Below are 16,131 nucleotides of genomic sequence, written 5' to 3'. Positions count from 1 at the left end.
TCCGTACCGTCGTGCTCAGGCCCGCGCGGTGATCAGAAACGTCTCGGGACGGTCGTCGGCGCGCTCGACGGTGAGGCCGTGGGATTCGAGGTGGCCGACGACGTCCGTCGTGCTGAACCGCTCGTCGACCGGCGGGCCGCGGGCCCCCTCGCCGGTCGCGGTCCAGTCGGCGAGCACGAGCCGTCCGTCGGGCCGGAGCACTCGGGCGACCTCGGCGAGCGCCTCCTCGCTGTGAAATTCGTGATAGGTCATGGTCGAGAACGCGGTGTCGATCTCGTCGTCCGCGAACGGCAGGTCGTCGACGCCCGCGGTGACGAGTTCGACGTTCGCGGGGACGCCACGTTCGCGGTAGACCTCGTGCATCGCGGGCTGGACGTCGACCGCGTGGAGCCGCCCGACGAACGGCGCGACGTCGTCGGTGTAGAAGCCGACGCCGCTGCCGAGGTCCGCGACCGTCGCCTCGGGATCGGGGTCGAGCGCGAACACCAGTTCGTCGACCGAGAGCGAGGCGTACCGCGAGACGTCGTCGAGGTCGTCGGCGCGCTCGACCGGGAACGTGTGAAAGCCCATGCGCGAGACCACGCGTGCGCCGGGGTTAGCCTTGTCGTCGTGTGGAACCGGTCGTCGGATAGCGTTCCCGACCGTCGTGTGCTCCATCCTGGAGCCACCGGAACACAAGTATGTTTTCGTCCATCGGAAATCGTTGATCGAATGGAGAAACAGGTTCTTGTGATACCGCAACGAACGTGACGAGAGAGGTATTCGAAATGTCCGACGACGAACCAACACATCACATGGGTGAGGCAGACTTCGACGGCGAGGACCGCGACGCACTGACGACCAACTCGGGCGAGGCGGTCCCGAACAACCAGAACACGCGGACCGCCGGTCCGGACGGGCCGGCGCTGATGGACGACTACCACTACTTCGAGAAGATGGCCCAGTTCAACCGGGAGCGCATCCCGGAACGGGTCGTCCACGCGAAGGGTGGCGGGGCCTACGGGACCTTCACGGTGACGAACGACGATATCAGCGACTACACGATCGCAGACATGTTCTCCGAGGTCGGCAAGGAGACGCCGATGTTCGCGCGCTTCTCGACGGTCGCGGGCCCCCGCGGCTCGCCCGACACCGTTCGCGACCCGCGCGGGTTCGCGCTGAAGTTCTACACCGAGGAAGGGAACTGGGACATGACGGGCAACGATACGCCCGTGTTCTTCATCCGGGACCCCTCGAAGTTCTCCGACTTCATCCACACCCAGAAGAAGATGCCGGCGAACGACCTGAGCGACCCGACCCCACAGTGGGACTTCTGGTCGCTCTCGCCCGAGTCCCTCCACCAGGTGACGTGGCTCTACGGGGATCGCGGGATCCCGGCCTCCTGGCGCAAGATGAACGGCTATTCGAGCCACACCCTGAGCTTCTACAACGAGGAGGGCGAGCGCTACTGGGTCAAACTCCACTTCAAGACCGACCAGGGTATCGAGAACTTCACCGAGGAGGAGGCGATCGAGAAGGCCGGCGAGAACCCCGACTACCACAAGCAGGACCTCTGGGAGGCCATCGAGGAAGGCGACTACCCCACCTGGACGCTCAAAGTCCAGGTCATGCCCGAGGCGGAGGCCGAGGAGTACGACATCAACCCGTTCGATCTGACTCGGGTGTGGCCCCACGACGACTACCCGCTGATCGAGGTCGGGGAGATGGAGCTCAACGAGAACCCCGACAACTACTTCGCGGAGGTCGAGCAGGCGGCCTTCTCACCCGCTCACGTCGTCCCCGGGATCGCCCACAGCCCCGACAAGATGCTCCAGGGTCGTATCCCCTCCTACGACGACGCCCACCGCTACCGGCTCGGCGTCAACTTCGAGGACATCCCGGTCAACCGGCCGAAGGAGACGGAGACGAACAACTACCATCAGGACGGGAAGATGCGGATGGACGACAACAACGGGGCCGGCCCGAACTACGAACCGAACTCCTTCCGCGGGCCGGTCGAGCAGCCCGCGGTCGAGAAGCCACCGCTCACGGTCTCGGGCGATGCCGACCGATACCAGCATCGCGAGCGGATTGACAACTACAAACAGCCCGGCGACCTGCTCCGGGAGGTCATGGACGACGAGCAGCGCGACCGCTTCGTCGAGGCCGTCGTCGGCGACATGGACGGCGTGAGCGAGGACGCGATCAAGAAACGCCAGATCCGCCACTGGTTCAAGGCCGATCCCGGGATCGGCCGCCGCCTCGCGGAGGGGCTCGGCTTCGAGCCCGAATCGATCATCGCCGACGAACTCCTCGCGGTCGAGGACGAGATCCCCGATGCCCCGGTCGTGGACGACCTCGTCGACATCGACGTCGAGGACCAGCCGGAACCCCAGCCGCCGACCCAGGACGACGACTGAGCGGTCCTCGGCTTCGTTCTTCCGGTTTCCCGACCCGATCGCGCCGCCGGGCCCTCCTGCCCGTACGATTAATGTCCGCTGCCGCCGATTCGGTGGTATGAGCGAACCGGAACCCCTCTCCCCGCCCCAGGAGCGCGAGTGCGTGCTGTGCGGTCGGCAGGACGTCTGGAACGACGAGGAGACCAACTGGCGGATCGCGCGCGAGGGTGACGCCCACTGTATCCACGAGTGGGACATCAACGGCACGTACAATCCGTTCTGAAGAAACGCTCTTTGCATCGGACCGTTACCCGCCCGAAACAACAGAGTGGAGGTCACGAAGCTATCCATTGGTAGTGCGCCAATAGGCTTATTCCGTCTCTCGGCGTAGAGCGGTCATGGCTCAGGGCGATCGAGAGCGGAACGAAAACGGGCGGTACGTGGAGACGGTGACGCCCGATCGGGTGCTTGCAGTGCTCGCCAACGCCGTGGACCCGTTCATGGCGACCGGCGACGTCGCGGACGCGCTCGGTTGTAGCCGCGAAGCAGCACGTCTGAAGCTAAACGAACTGGCCGACCGTGGTGAAGTCGAACGACGCGATGTTCGTGGGGCGATCGTCGTTTGGTGGCCCGCCAGCGGTGAGCCTACCGATGGACAGGATCAGGAGGTGAGAGCATGAGTGCCGACGCTGACAAACAACGGATAACACTCACGGAGACCCAGGAGGGGGAGTGGCTGGCAGAGTTAGCGCCCGCGGGGGTCACTGGAAGTGGGGAAACAGCACAGGAGGCGCTCCTGTCGGCCCGTGAACACGCTAGGGAAGCGAGAAGAGAGGGGCTTCGAGCGAACCACGACGAGGACACCGAAGCGGCTCTGGAGGCGCTGGATAGGTCTGCCGAAGCGGCGGGCGATCTTCTCGAAGCCCGAGACAACGTGGCGATGGGGCTCGAAGAAGGGGACACCTCGTACCGATCGACTACCCCGCTCTACGACCTGGTTGGGATGCTCGACGAGGCGGAGAGCGGTCGTCTGCGGGAGCGCTCACGTGAGTTCCGCGACCAGTTCGATCGACGAGTCGGCCGGACTCGTCACGAACTTTCGAAGAAGCGCTGAGACGAATGATACTGGACACGACGTTCGTTATCGATCTCATCGACAACGATCCCGAAGCGAAGGCGAAGCTCGACGAGCTACACAACGACGAAGTGTTGGTCGGACTATCGGCACTCACCGTCTACGAGGTCGGGATAGGCCTCCGAGGGAAGAACGAGCGCGACCGCTACGACACAACAACAGACCTGATGAGGGTTCATCCCCTCACGGGTCCGATCTCACAGAAGGCCGTCGAAATCCAGCGAGCGCTTCGGTCCGCAGGCGAGCAGATCGGTGACGTGGACGCACTCATCGCCGCGACAGCCGCCGGGAGCGGCGATCGACGGCTCCTCACACGCAACGTCCGTGAGTTCGAACGAGTCGGCGGGATCGAAGTCGAGACCTACTGACCGCTCACGGGACCCCGCAAACGAATCGAAGACCAGCGACCGGAGCGACTTCGTGGAACGAGTTGAAGAGCCGAGCGAGGAACGGCGACCGGTCTTCAATCGGCTGACCGACGACCGAGTGAACCGGTTCATCACCGAGTTCTGACATCCGATTCCCGCTGTCCCCGCTTTACGCGCAAACAGCACATATCGTTTCGTTTGTACTGATGGTACGCATAGCCCGTTCCGGAACGATGCGAGGCCGGCCAAGTAACCCCAGTGGTCGTAGCGGGACGCCGTCGAGCGATCGATGGATGACCGCGACTCGCCAACAGTTAAGTTCCCGTCGGGGCACTTCCGGATATGGATGCGACACAGACGGAGATCGGGACGCTCGTCGGCCGTGACGTCTACTCCACGAACGGCACCTACGTCGGCGAGATCGAGGACGTGCGGCTCGACCTCGACACCGAGTTCGTCACGGGGCTCGCGGTCGGCGGGCTGAACCGCGAGGCGCTCTCGGGGCGGGCACGCGGTGCTTCCGGTGTGATCGTGCCGTTCCGGTGGGTCCGGTCGGTGGGCGACATCGTGCTCGTGAGCGACGTGATCGAGCGCCTCCGCGAACCCGACGAGGAGAGCGACACCGAGGCCGCCGCCTAGTTCCCGTTGTCGTCGACGCCGAGCGCGGCGAAGAGCTTTCGTCTGACCGCCTGTTCGGTGAGCCGAAGCAGCGTCTCGCGGTTGTCGTCGGAGGTCTCGAGCCCGGTGAAGATACCGAGCGGGATGGTGACCGTGGCGTCGGTGGAGTGGCCCACCGCCTCGCCGACCTCCTCGAAGGCGTCCTCGAGCACGTTCCGGACGTTGATCCGGATGTCCTTCGAACGCGCCGAGAGGGTGATCCGTTCGTCGTCGATCGCGAAGACCGCGGAGGTGGTCACCCCCTCCAGATTGAGGAGGTGCTGGGCCGCGCGTGCGAGCGCGTCGCGGTCGTGGATGTAGCCCGCGTTCGAGACGAGGTGGGAGCCCTTGACCTCGCGGTTTCTGATGGCTTCGGCGAGCACGTCGAGGGTCTCGGGGCTCATCGAGGGCGATTCGACCTGCTCTAAGGTATCGTGGTCGGCGAACGGATAGAGGTACGAGGCCGCGGTGAGGTCCGCGGGCGTGGTGTCGCGTTTGAAGTCGAGGGTCTCGGCCCGGATCCCGTAGAGGAGGGCGGTCGCGACCGCCTCGTCGAGGTTGAGGTCGAACTCCTGGACGTACTTCGTGAGGATCGTCGAGGTCGAGGAGACGTCGGCACGGACGTCGACGAACGCCGCCTCGTACTCCTCTTCGGGCTCGTGGTGGTCGATCAGCACGTCGATCGGGCGTTCGATTGCCCGCTCCATCGACTGGGCGTGGTCGACGAGCGCGAGGCGGTCGTACGCATCGAACTCCACCGCGTCGCGCGCGAGGAGTTCGACCCCGATCAGGTTGACGAACGCGCGGTCCTCCTGGTGACCGATCTCGCCGTCGTAGAGGATGTCGGCTTCGATACCGCGGGCCTCGGCGATCGCCTGGAGCGCGACCGCGCTCGCGATCGAGTCCGGGCCCGGGTTGTCGTTCGCGAGGATCGCGAGCTGCTCTTCGGTGTCGTCGAGGACGTCGGCGAGCCGGCGGGCCTTGTGTTCGAGTTCCCCAGTCTCGAGCGCGCGGAGCGCGGCGTCGGCGATCACCTTCGAGGGGTTGACCACGGCGTCCGCACCCGCCTCGCGAAGCTCGTCGGCGGTCACCGGGTCCGACGCCCGGGCGATGATGAACTGCTCGCTGCCGTCGGCCCGGACGTTCTCGATCGCGGCCCGGTTGGCCTCGATGTCCGTCGAGAGGATCAGGAGGACGTCGCGGTCGGCGACCGCCTCCGGCACCGCCTCGTCGCCGATGTCCGCGGTCTTGGCGTTCAGGTCCTGGTCACGAAGTGCCTCGACCCGACCGTCGTCGACGTCGATGATGAGGACGTCCTTGCCCTCGTCGACGAGGTCCTCGGCGACGGCGTAGCCGACGCTTCCACACCCCAGAATGGCGTAGGTCGACATCGAGGCCATCGTGATGCCGGTGCTCATTATCTGTCCCGTCTGTGACGGGGACACTTATACCCTATCCGTTTCCCGACGTTCCTCCCGATCGTTTTTCCGGCCGGAGCAGGGGCGTGGATTCGGCGGGCTCACACAAACTATTAGTCGGTCCTCGGCGGACGTCCGACCGATGCTTCCGCTCGAGAACTCGCCGCTCGCACGCGACGGCAACATACTGATCCTCGCCTACGACCACGGGCTCGAACACGGCCCCTCGGACTTCACCGACCTCCCGGAACGGATGGACCCGGAGACGGTGTTCGAGGCCGCCACTCACGACGCCGTCACCTCGCTCGCGGTCCAGAAGGGGCTCGCCGAGGGCTACTATCCCTCCTACGAGGACGACGTCTCCCTGCTCGTCAAGCTCAACGGGACCTCGAACCTCTGGATGGGCGAGCCCGACAGCGCAGTGAACTGCTCGGTCGAGTACGCCGCCGACATCGGAGCCGACGCGCTCGGCTTCACCCTCTACGGCGGGTCGAACAACGAGATCGCGATGGCCGAGGAGTTCCGCGACGCCCAGGAGGCCGCCCGCGACCACGACCTGCCGATGGTGATGTGGTCGTATCCCCGCGGACAGGGGCTCAAGAACGACACGAGCGGCGACACCATCGCCTACGCCGCCCGCGAGGCGCTCGAACTCGGTGCCGACGTCGCGAAGGTCAAGTATCCCGGCAGCCGCGAGGCGATGGAGCACACCGTTCAGGCCGCCGGCGGCGAGAACGGCATCGAGGTCGTGATGTCCGGTGGGTCGAAGGTCTCCGACGAGGCGTTCCTCAACGACGTGAAGGCCGTGATGGACGCCGGCGGGTCGGGGCTCGCCGTCGGCCGGAACGTCTGGCAGCGCGAGAACCCCACCCAGATCCTCGACGCGCTCGGAGCCGTCATCCACGAGGGCGCGTCGGTCGACGCCGCGCTGTCAGAATGAGCGACACCGTCGAGGCGGTCCTCGACACCCTCGCCGAAACCGCTCCCGAGATCAGGGGGGGACTGGTCGGCCGGCGCGAGTACCAGGACGGCGAGAACCCCAGCGGCGAGACGCAGCTCGCGGCGGACGTCCACGCCGACCGGTTGCTCGAAGAGCGTCTGCTCGCCATCGACGGTATCGGGAGCTACGCCAGCGAGGAACGCGACGAGGTCATCGAGGACGGCTCGGGGCTCGCGGTCGCGGTCGACCCGCTCGACGGCTCCTCGAACATCAAACCCAACAACTCGATGGGCACCATCGTCGGGGTCTACGACGCGCCGCTCCCCGCGAGCGGGCACGACCTCGTGGCCGCGGTCTACACCCTCTACGGCCCGATCACGACGATGATGGCCGCCGTCGACGGCGAAACGACCGAGTACGTCATCGAGGACGGCGAGGCGCGAAGCGCCTCGGATTCGTCGAGCGGGCAACGCCCGCGAGACGGCGAGCGCCACGTCGCGACGGAGGGCGTCGAACTCCCCGAGGAACCGACGGTCTACGGCTTCGGCGGACGGGTGCCCGACTGGACGCCCGCGTTCACCGACTACGCCCGCGAGATCGAAGGGGAGCTCAAGCTCCGCTACGGCGGCGCGATGATCGGCGACGTGAACCAGGTCCTGACGTATGGGGGTATATTCGCCTACCCCGCGCTCGAATCCAACCCCGACGGAAAGCTCCGACTCCAGTTCGAGGCCAACCCGATGGCCGCCATCGTGGAGGCGGCGGGTGGGGCCTCCTCCGACGGCGAGCGCTCCTTGCTCGACGTCGAGCCCGACGACCTCCACGACCGCGTACCCGTCTACCTCGGGAACCGCGACCTCATCGACCGGCTCGAAGACGCGCTCGCGGACGGTGAGTGACGTGGCCGACCACGACGCACGAACCGCGGACGACCAACGCGGACCGTGGGTGCTGGCGCTCGGGGCGCTCGCGATCGGCGGGGTCGCGTTCTCGGTCGAGGCCTACCGCGCGCTCAGGGACCGGCGGCGGGGCGACGGCCCCACCGACGCGGAATAGTTCTCGAACGATCGCCGGGAACATGGAAAACGCTTTCCGCAATTCTTGCGCAGGGTGAGTATGGACATCCGTATCGGCGGCGGGGCGAGCGACGAGGAAGCGCGCGTCATCGGGAGCGCGCTCGCCGAACACGTTGGCGAGTCGGTCGACGTCTACGTCGGCGACGACGGAACGCCCGCGGCGACCGCTGACCCCCCGGAATCGGCGGCCGACGCATCCAGCGGAACGGACGAGCCGGCCCCGGAGCGAGACCTCGGCCCGACCGAACGCGAGAAACGCCTCCGCGAGGAGATCGCCGAGATCGAGCGTGGTGGCCCCGAGAAGTACAAGGACCGACTCGACGAGCAGGGAAAGCTCTTCGTCCGCGACCGGCTCGACCTGTGGTTCGACGGTGGCCTGACCTTCGAGGACGGCCGCTTCGCCGAGTTCGACGCCGACGACCAGTTGCCCGCCGACGGGCTCCTGACCGGGGCCGCGGAGTTCGAGGGCCGGGACTGTCACGTGATGGCGAACGATTTCACCGTCAAAGCCGGCAGCATGGCCGGCAAGGGCGTCGAGAAGTTCCTCCGGATGCAACAGCGCGCACTGAAGACCGGCAAACCGGTGCTCTACCTGATGGACTCCTCGGGTGGCCGGATCGACCAGCAGACCGGCTTCTTCGCCAACCGCGAGGGCATCGGGAAGTACTACTACAACCACTCGATGCTTTCGGGGCGCGTGCCCCAGATCTGCGTGCTCTACGGGCCGTGCATCGCGGGCGCGGCCTACACCCCCGTCTTCGCTGACTTCACGGTGATGGTCGAGGGGATGTCCGCGATGGCGATCGCCTCACCCCGGATGGTCGAGATGGTCACCGGCGAGAAAATCGACCTCCAAGATCTCGGCGGGGCACAGGTCCACGCGGCCGAATCGGGCAGTGCGGATCTGGTGGCCCGCGACGAAGAACACGCCCGCGAGCTGGTCGCCCAGCTCGTCACCTACCTCCCGGACAACTCGGACGAGCAGCCGCCACGCGCCGACCCTCGCCCGCCCGCACGCTCGCCGGCCGGCATCGACTCGGTGGTGCCCGAACGGCCGAACCGGGGCTACGACATGCACGACGTGATCGAGCGCGTCGCGGACCAGGGCTCGACCCTCGAACTCGGTGCCGAGTTCGGCCCCGAGATCGTCACCGCCTTCTGCCGTATCGACGGCCGACCGGTGGGGGTCGTGGCGAACCAGCCCGCCCACCGCGCGGGCGCGATCTTCCCCGACTCGGCCAAGAAGGCCGCCGAGTTCGTCTGGAAGTGCGACGCCTACAATATTCCACTCCTCTACCTCTGTGACACGCCGGGGTTCATGGCGGGGTCGGGGGTCGAGAAGGAGGGGATCCTCGAAGAGGGCAAGAAGATGATCTACGCCACCTCGTCGGCGACGGTCCCAAAACAATGTGTGGTCGTCAGGAAGGCCTACGGTGCGGGGATCTACGCCATGTCGGGACCGGCCTACGACCCCGAATCGACCCTCGGCCTCCCCTCCGGCGAGATCGCGATCATGGGGCCCGAGGCGGCGATCAACGCGGTCTACCGCAACCGGCTCGACGACATCGAGGACGACGAGGAACGCGCCGAACGCGAGGCCGAGCTCCGCGAGGCCTACCGCGAGGACATCGACGTCCACCGGATGGCGAGCGAGACGGTGATCGACGAGATCGTCCCGCCGAGCGAGCTCCGCGACGAGCTCGCCGCCCGGTTCGCGTTCTACGAGGACGTCGAGAAGTCGCTGCCGGACAAGAAACACGGCACCGTGCTGTAGCGGTCGAACGAATTCGTCGCGAAACTCCGCTATCGGAATCGGTCGAACACTGATGGGCAAACCGGGCCATCCCTCAGCTATCCTCGACGGGGTCGGTAACGACCAACCACTCCAATCGTTCACCGAGACGTTTCAGCCCCGTGTCGTGCGTCCAGAGGTCGTCCACGCCCCGTCGCTCCATCGCCGCCACGAGCGACGCATCACGACCACCGATGCCGAGGTGGGGATGCTCGGTGAGGAGTTCGTGCGCGCGACGAACTGCGTTCAGATCGAGCGCTTCGACGGTGAGCGTCTCGAGTCCGATGAATCGCTCCACGAACGAGTCGTCGCCCGTTCGTCGCTTGGTAAGGTAGTGAGTCACCTCCAGCGGGACGACGGCGTTCACGAAGACCGATCGCTCCGCGAGCGCCGACCGCATCGGGGCCCGAACGCGGTCGTGTTCGGGAGTCGTTGCATCGAAGTAGTATATCCAGACGTTCGAGTCGATGCAGATCATTCGACCTGTCCGAGCGGGTCGTCGAGTCCGAGCGGGTCCATCGGGTTCATCTCCTCGGCGTCGTCCCGGCGGGTTTCCTCGGTGATACACCCCTCCATCGTCTCGATGAACTCCTCGCGCGACACCCGCGGTCGGACGACCATTCGCCCGTCCTCGACGCCGATCCGAACGTTCGCTCCCGGTTCGAGTCCGAGCCTCTCGCGGACGGCTTTCGGGATCGTGACCCGGCCCTTCTCGTCGATCGTTCGTTCGTCGTCACGCGATGCCATCTCGAATCCCACTTCGGTGGGAACGGACTAATCGCTTTCGTCGGTCGTCCCGGGAGAGAAGCGTTTAGGTTTCCAGACCGTCTCTCCCACCTGTGCGCATCGAGAACAGCTTCCTCCCGGTTCGCGGTATCGGCGAGAAGACCGAACGCCGGCTCTGGCGCGAGGGGATCACCCACTGGGACGCGTTCGACGAATCCGCGGTCGGCGACGCCCAGGGACGCAACATCCGCGAGTTCATCGAACAGGGCCGCGACCGCCTCGCGGCCGGCGACGCGGATTTCTTCTACGAGGCCTTCCCCTCGGGGAGCCGGTGGCGGCTCTACGAGAACTTCCGCCCGCGGACCTGCTTTTTCGACATCGAGACCACGGGGCTCGACGCCCGCTCTAGCGACGTCACCACGGTGAGCTTCCACCGCGCCGGCGAGACCACCACCCTCGTCCAAGGTGAGGACCTCACGCGCGCGGCGCTCGCGACCGAACTCCGCGCCGCCGACCTGCTGGTCTCGTTCAACGGCAAGCGGTTCGACGTGCCGTTCCTCGAACAGTCGTTCGACCTCGACATCGACCGTCCCCACCTCGACCTGCTGTACGCCTGTCGCCAGCTCGACCTCACCGGCGGGCTGAAGGCCATCGAACGCGAGGTCGGCATCGACCGCGACCGGCCCGACCTCTCCGGTCGCGACGCGGTGCGACTCTGGCACGCCCACGAACGCGGGGACGAGGACGCGCTCGACACCCTCGTCTCGTACAACCGTGCCGACACGAAGAACCTCGAGAACCTCCTCGACATCGTCACCGACCGCCTCCACGACGACGTGTTCGTCGCGGCCTGTGACGGCCGATAAAGCCGTCCGATATCGGATCCCACCATCTACCCGACAGCGGCGGCGCTCGGCAGTGTAATCGCGTTCGGATAGCGGAAGAAGGGAAGAAGAGACGAACCGCGAGCAGAGACGGAGTACCGAACTCAGCGCCGGCGCACGGCGACCAGCGTGGCCGCGAGAAGCGCGACGACCGCGACCACGACGCCGAAGCCGGGGCCGCCGGCCTCGGTGCCCTGTTCGCTACCGCCGCTCGTGTCCGCACCGCCGCTCGTTCCTGCATCACCGCTCGTCGCCGCCCCGCCGCTGGTGCCGCCCATCGCGGTCGTTTCGGCGGTTCCCGCACCGGTCTCGCCAGCGGTCGTGCCGGCGCTCGTCGTTCCCGCGCCGGTGGTCCCGTTCGCGCTTTCGTTCTCCGAAACCGCGAGGGTCGTGTTCTGGAAGCTGCCGTTGTTGACGGCGACACCAACGGTGTACTCACCCGACTCGGGCGGGTTGGTGACGCCGGTGTAGTTCAGCGTGACCCGGTCGCCCTCCTCGACGTCGAGGGTCCCGTCGAACCCGACCGTGAGGTTTCGGTCCTCGACACCGATGCTCGCCGTCGTGGTGTTGTTCACGACCTGGTCGCCGTCGAGGGTGGCCGACGCGATGTTGCCGCCGACCAGCCCGATCGAGGCGTTACTGTCGCCGTAGTTCACCGTCACCGACGAGAGGTTGCCCTCGGAGTCCGGCCCGGCGACCACGGAGACGTTGTGGAACGCGCTCTCGTTGCCCGCGGCCGACGGATTCGCCACTATCGAGGCGTTGCCGGACGTGTCCGTCGCGTTGGTGGCCGATGCGTTGCTCGCGTCGCTTGCGTTGGTCTCACCCGTCGTCGCGTTCGCGCTTCCGTTCCCCGAAACCGCGAGGGTGGTGTTCTGGAGGCTCTCGTTGTTGACGCCGACCCCGACGGTGTACTCGCCCGCTTCGGTCGGGTTGGTGACGCCGGTGTAGTTCAGCGTGACCCGGTCACCCTCCTCGACGTCGAGCGTGCCATCGAAGCCAACCGTGAGGTTCCGGCCGTCGACGCCGATCGACGAGGTCGTGGTGTTGTTCACGACCTGGTCACCGTCGAGGGTGGCCGACGCGATGTTGCCGCCGACCAGCCCGATCGAGGCGTTGCTGTCGCCGTAGTTCACCGTCACCGACGAGAGGTTCCCCTCCGCCTCGGGACCGGCCACGACCGAGACGTTGTGGTACGCGCTCTCGTTGCCGGGCGTGGCGGGGTTCGCCACTATCGAGGCGTTGCCGGACGCGTCGGTCGCGTTGGCGGTCGTCTCGTTGCTCGCGGTTTCGTTGCTCACCGACTCGTTCGCCGCCGAGGCGTTCGTCTCGTTCGTCGCGCCCTCGTCGCCGGTGACTTCGATCGGGACCGTAGCCTCGCCGTCGCCGTCGGCCACGCTCACCGTGAACTCGTACTCGCCGGCGGGCACGCCGCTGAAGTCCATCCCGACGATGTCGGTGCGGTCGAGGTCGGTCGCGTCGCTGCTCTCGTCGTCGAAGACGATCTCGTCGACTTCGTCGTCGCTGAGCCCCGACGCGGAGATGTCGAGGTCGTAGGCCCCGTCGAACAGCCCGTAGACGACGTTGAGGTTGAGGACGCCGTCGGCGACCGAGTCGACGGTGGTCCCACAGCAGTTACGGAACCGTACGTTCAGCGGGTCGTCATCCGACGGGCTGTAGAAGCTCCCGTCGGACGCGTTCGTGGCGTTCTCGCCGGACTCCTGTGCGCCGACGGGGCCGGTGAGGGCGACCGCACCGACCGCGGCCGACAGCACCACCAGCACCGCGAGACTCACGCTCCGATATGCCTTGGTTCGTGTCATTGTGTATAGCTACCGTGAGACGGCAACGGCGGTACGGCAGCGCGGACTGCGGCGGCCGAAATCGCACTCGTCGCCGTGTTCGGTGTCGATGTGAACGAAACACCTGCGGTGTATATTCTTTTTGGTGTCAACCCGTGTGAAACTCACTCGGCCGGTCGTTTCAGCGAGAGTACCGTTCGGTCGAACTCGCAGACGGTCTCCTCGTCCTGGTTCAGTGCCTCGACGTGCATCGTCACGACCCCGCGTTCGCCGTCGCTGGTCTCCCGTTTCTCGACCACCGTCGAGCGCGCGTGGATGGTGTCGCCGTGGAAGACGGGTCGAGGGTGTTCCACCTCGTCGTACGAGAGATTGGCGACGATGGTGCCATCACTGGTTTCGGGGATCGTGAGCCCAACCGCGAGGCTCAGGGTGTAGAGCCCGTTGACGAGACGCTCGCCGAACTCGGTGTCGGCGGCGAACTCGCTGTCGAGGTGGAGGGGCTGCTGGTTCATCGTCATGTCACAGAAGCGCTGGTTGTCGCTCTCGGAGACCGTTCGACGTTTGTCGTGCTCGATGGCCTCGCCCTCGACGAACCCCTCGTAGTAGCGCCCGGTCATAGCGAGACCCGGCGCGCCGAGGACGAAAGCACGTCGGTCGTGCGAAGCGGTAGTATGATACACAACCACACTGTAAAAATATATATGGCCTTGCAGTCCTGATACGGACTACGGACGCCGGCCGGTCGTCGACCCCCACCAACGGTCCCGACCGGCGGGCATCGCACCCGACCCAGCATGACCACGACAGCCCCACCCGAAACCGACGAACCGTTCGAGACCGCAGCCGACACCGCCCGCCGCCAGCTCGACCGCGCCGCGGCGTACATCGACGTCGACCCCGGTACCGTCGAACGGCTCAAACACCCGAAGTCCGTCCATCGAGTCTCGGTCCCCATCGAACGCGAGAACGGCGAGACCGAGGTCTACAGGGGATATCGCGCCCAGCACGACAGCGCGCGCGGGCCGTTCAAAGGCGGGCTCCGCTACCACCCCGGCGTGACCGCCGAGGAGTGCATCGGCCTCTCGATGTGGATGACCTGGAAGTGTGCGGTGATGAACATCCCCTTCGGCGGCGGGAAGGGGGGTATCGTGGTCGACCCCAAGGACCTCTCGGAGGGTGAGATCGAACAGCTCACCCGCCGGTTCGCCGAGGAGCTGCGCAACGTCATCGGCCCGATGCGGGACATCCCCGCACCCGACATGGGCACCGGGAGCCGCGAGATGGCGTGGTTCATGGACGCCTACTCGATGCAGGAGGGCGAGACCATCCCCGGCGTCGTCACGGGCAAGCCGCCGGTCGTCGGCGGGAGCTACGGTCGCGAGGAGGCCCCCGGTCGGAGCGCGGCGATCATCACCCGCGAGGTGCTCGACTACTACGACCGCGACATCGGCGAGACCACGGTCGCGATCCAGGGCTTCGGGAGCGTCGGTGCGAACGCCGCCCGGCTGCTGGACTCGTACGGCGCGAACGTCGTCGCGGTCTCGGACGTCGACGGCGGGATCTACGACCCCGCAGGCCTCGACACCGAGGCGGTGATCTCACACGAGGAACAGCCCGGCATGGTCTCGGGTGACGGCGCGTCGGATACGCTCTCGAACGCCGAATTGCTCGAACTCGACGTCGACGTGGTGATCCCCGCGGCGATCGGCAACGTCCTCACCGCCGACAACGCCGACGACGTGCGCGCCGACATCGTGGTCGAGGGCGCGAACGGACCGACGACGACCCACGGCGACGAGATCCTCAACCGACGTGGGATCCCCGTGATCCCCGACATCCTCGCCAACGCGGGCGGGGTCACGGTGTCGTACTTCGAGTGGCTCCAGGACATCAACCGGCGCGCGTGGCCGGTCGAGGAGGTCAACGAGGAGCTCGACGACGAGATGGTGTCGGCGTGGAACGACGTCCGCGAGGCGTTCGAGACCCACGACGGCGCGACGTGGCGCGAGGCCGCCTACATCGTCGGGCTCCGACGCGTCGGTGCGGCTCACGGCGCGCGCGGCCTCTGGCCCTGAAGCCCGTAGATTAACGTCACCCGTCCACTGTTCTCCGACATGGCTAGGCGAAGCGTGCTGTTCACGCCGGGTGACCGTCCCGAGATGCTCCGCAAGGCCCCGACGACCGGGGCGGACGTCGTCGTCTTCGACCTGGAGGACGCGGTCGCGCCCGAACGGATGGCCGAGGCCCGCGAGGCGGTCAACGACGTTCTGACGTCGGACTTCGATCCGGACTGTGAGGTGTGCGTTCGGGTCACCGCAGAAGGAGTCGAGGCGGACCTCGACGTCGTCCTTCGGGGCGACCCACGCCTTGACGCGGTGATGTGCCCGAAGGTCGGCTCCGCGGCGGACGTCGAACGGGTCGCCGACGTGCTCTCCGAGCACGACGCCGGTCGCCCGATATTCGCGCTGATCGAGACCGCAGAGGGTGTACTGGCGGCTCCGGCGATCGCCGCCGCCGACCCGACGACGGCGGTCTGTTTCGGGGCCGAGGACCTCGCCGCCGACATCGGGGCGACGCGGACCCCCGAAGGAACCGAAGTGCTCTACGCGCGCGAGCGGGTCGTGCTCGCGGCGAGCGCCGCCGGGGTCGACGCGGTCGACATCGTCTTCACCGCGATCGAGGATGGCGAGGGGTTGGCCGAGGAGACCGCGTTTGGGGCGGGGCTCGGCTACGACGGCAAGATGGTGATCCATCCAGCGCAAGTCGCCGTCGTCAACGACGCCTACACGCCGACGCCCGAGCGGGTCGAGTGGGCCGAACGCGTGCTCGACGCCCGCGACCGGGCCGCGGACGAGGGTCGCGGGGTGTTCCGCGTCGACGGCGAGATGGTCGACGCGCCGCTCATCGCGCAGGCCGAGCGGGTGGTCGAGCGAGCGCGCGCCGCCGAGGCGTAAT

At 66.8% G+C, this 16,131-nt stretch carries 19 protein-coding genes; 13 read left to right on the top strand and 6 right to left on the bottom strand.

Translation table 11 applies throughout. From position 1 onward, the window contains the following. Positions 1–15: 15 nt before the first annotated feature. Complete coding sequence (locus tag GT355_RS02620) at positions 16–570, bottom strand: class I SAM-dependent methyltransferase (protein WP_160133980.1); 555 nt, start codon at positions 568–570, stop codon at positions 16–18. A gap of 224 nt (positions 571–794) precedes the next feature. On the opposite strand from GT355_RS02620, the gene GT355_RS02615 reads away from it, so the two are divergent. The 6 genes from GT355_RS02615 (at position 795) to GT355_RS02595 (ending at position 4,520) form a co-directional block, all read left to right on the top strand. Further along, complete coding sequence (locus GT355_RS02615; RefSeq protein ID WP_160133203.1) at positions 795–2,399, top strand: catalase; 1,605 nt, start codon at positions 795–797, stop codon at positions 2,397–2,399. A gap of 97 nt (positions 2,400–2,496) precedes the next feature. Then, positions 2,497–2,661, top strand: a complete 165-nt coding sequence (locus GT355_RS17925) for an HEWD family protein (protein ID WP_192927949.1) — start codon at positions 2,497–2,499, stop codon at positions 2,659–2,661. A 115-nt stretch (positions 2,662–2,776) separates the two neighbouring features. Then, on the top strand, positions 2,777–3,058 hold the full coding sequence (locus GT355_RS02610) for a helix-turn-helix domain-containing protein (protein ID WP_160133202.1): 282 nt from the start codon (positions 2,777–2,779) through the stop codon (positions 3,056–3,058). Beyond that, the gene (locus tag GT355_RS02605) at positions 3,055–3,492 is read left to right on the top strand and encodes a hypothetical protein (protein WP_160133201.1); all 438 of its coding nucleotides are present in this window, start codon (positions 3,055–3,057) and stop codon (positions 3,490–3,492) included. The genes GT355_RS02610 and GT355_RS02605 overlap by 4 nt, the downstream gene beginning before the upstream one ends. A 5-nt stretch (positions 3,493–3,497) precedes the next feature. Further along, the gene (locus GT355_RS02600) at positions 3,498–3,881 is read left to right on the top strand and encodes a PIN domain-containing protein (protein ID WP_160133200.1); all 384 of its coding nucleotides are present in this window, start codon (positions 3,498–3,500) and stop codon (positions 3,879–3,881) included. Between the two features lie 342 nt (positions 3,882–4,223). Next, complete coding sequence (locus GT355_RS02595; protein WP_160133199.1) at positions 4,224–4,520, top strand: PRC-barrel domain-containing protein; 297 nt, start codon at positions 4,224–4,226, stop codon at positions 4,518–4,520. On the opposite strand, the gene GT355_RS02590 is transcribed toward GT355_RS02595, so the two are convergent. Continuing rightward, the gene (locus GT355_RS02590) at positions 4,517–5,956 is read right to left on the bottom strand and encodes a DHH family phosphoesterase (protein WP_160133198.1); all 1,440 of its coding nucleotides are present in this window, start codon (positions 5,954–5,956) and stop codon (positions 4,517–4,519) included. The genes GT355_RS02595 and GT355_RS02590 overlap by 4 nt on opposite strands. 142 nt (positions 5,957–6,098) lie before the next feature. Here GT355_RS02590 and GT355_RS02585 point away from each other — a divergent pair, with 142 nt between their 5' ends. The 4 genes from GT355_RS02585 to GT355_RS02570 are packed head-to-tail and all read left to right on the top strand — an operon-like array spanning position 6,099 to position 9,746. Next, a complete protein-coding gene (locus GT355_RS02585) occupies positions 6,099–6,896 on the top strand; it encodes a class I fructose-bisphosphate aldolase (protein ID WP_120069290.1) in 798 nt (265 codons plus the stop codon). Next, the gene (locus tag GT355_RS02580; RefSeq protein ID WP_160133197.1) at positions 6,893–7,795 is read left to right on the top strand and encodes a class 1 fructose-bisphosphatase; all 903 of its coding nucleotides are present in this window, start codon (positions 6,893–6,895) and stop codon (positions 7,793–7,795) included. The genes GT355_RS02585 and GT355_RS02580 overlap by 4 nt, the downstream gene beginning before the upstream one ends. A 1-nt stretch (position 7,796) precedes the next feature. Next, positions 7,797–7,952 (top strand): hypothetical protein, encoded by a 156-nt coding sequence (locus GT355_RS02575; RefSeq protein WP_160133196.1) that lies wholly within the window; start codon positions 7,797–7,799, stop codon positions 7,950–7,952. Positions 7,953–8,012: 60 nt separating this feature from the next. Further along, a complete protein-coding gene (locus GT355_RS02570; protein ID WP_160133195.1) occupies positions 8,013–9,746 on the top strand; it encodes an acyl-CoA carboxylase subunit beta in 1,734 nt (577 codons plus the stop codon). Between the two features lie 73 nt (positions 9,747–9,819). Here GT355_RS02570 and GT355_RS02565 read toward each other — a convergent pair whose 3' ends face one another. Both GT355_RS02565 and GT355_RS02560 read right to left on the bottom strand, forming a co-directional pair. Continuing rightward, positions 9,820–10,242 (bottom strand): type II toxin-antitoxin system VapC family toxin, encoded by a 423-nt coding sequence (locus GT355_RS02565; protein ID WP_160133194.1) that lies wholly within the window; start codon positions 10,240–10,242, stop codon positions 9,820–9,822. Continuing rightward, positions 10,239–10,511 carry an AbrB/MazE/SpoVT family DNA-binding domain-containing protein gene (locus GT355_RS02560; protein WP_120070188.1) on the bottom strand — a complete coding sequence of 91 codons (273 nt, stop codon included), beginning with the start codon at positions 10,509–10,511 and terminating at the stop codon, positions 10,239–10,241. The genes GT355_RS02565 and GT355_RS02560 overlap by 4 nt, the downstream gene beginning before the upstream one ends. Positions 10,512–10,603: 92 nt before the next feature. On the opposite strand from GT355_RS02560, the gene GT355_RS02555 reads away from it, so the two are divergent. Continuing rightward, positions 10,604–11,356, top strand: coding sequence for a ribonuclease H-like domain-containing protein (locus GT355_RS02555; RefSeq protein WP_160133193.1), 753 nt, complete (start codon positions 10,604–10,606; stop codon positions 11,354–11,356). Between the two features lie 122 nt (positions 11,357–11,478). Here the strand turns inward: GT355_RS02555 and GT355_RS02550 are convergent, their stop codons facing one another. Beyond that, positions 11,479–13,197 carry a beta strand repeat-containing protein gene (locus GT355_RS02550; protein WP_160133192.1) on the bottom strand — a complete coding sequence of 573 codons (1,719 nt, stop codon included), beginning with the start codon at positions 13,195–13,197 and terminating at the stop codon, positions 11,479–11,481. A gap of 143 nt (positions 13,198–13,340) precedes the next feature. Further along, a complete protein-coding gene (locus tag GT355_RS02545; RefSeq protein ID WP_160133191.1) occupies positions 13,341–13,793 on the bottom strand; it encodes a MaoC family dehydratase in 453 nt (150 codons plus the stop codon). 177 nt (positions 13,794–13,970) lie between these two features. On the opposite strand from GT355_RS02545, the gene gdhB reads away from it, so the two are divergent. Next, positions 13,971–15,251, top strand: coding sequence for a glutamate dehydrogenase GdhB (gene gdhB / locus GT355_RS02540; RefSeq protein WP_160133190.1), 1,281 nt, complete (start codon positions 13,971–13,973; stop codon positions 15,249–15,251). A 39-nt stretch (positions 15,252–15,290) separates the two neighbouring features. Continuing rightward, a complete protein-coding gene (locus tag GT355_RS02535; RefSeq protein WP_192927948.1) occupies positions 15,291–16,130 on the top strand; it encodes an HpcH/HpaI aldolase/citrate lyase family protein in 840 nt (279 codons plus the stop codon). The last annotated feature ends 1 nt before the right edge of the window (position 16,131 follow it).

This window comes from Halococcus salsus, assembly GCF_009900715.1.
GTDB lineage: Archaea > Halobacteriota > Halobacteria > Halobacteriales > Halococcaceae > Halococcus > Halococcus salsus.
Note: the sequence above shows the minus strand (reverse complement) of the source record. Positions and strands in the feature narration are given on the sequence as shown.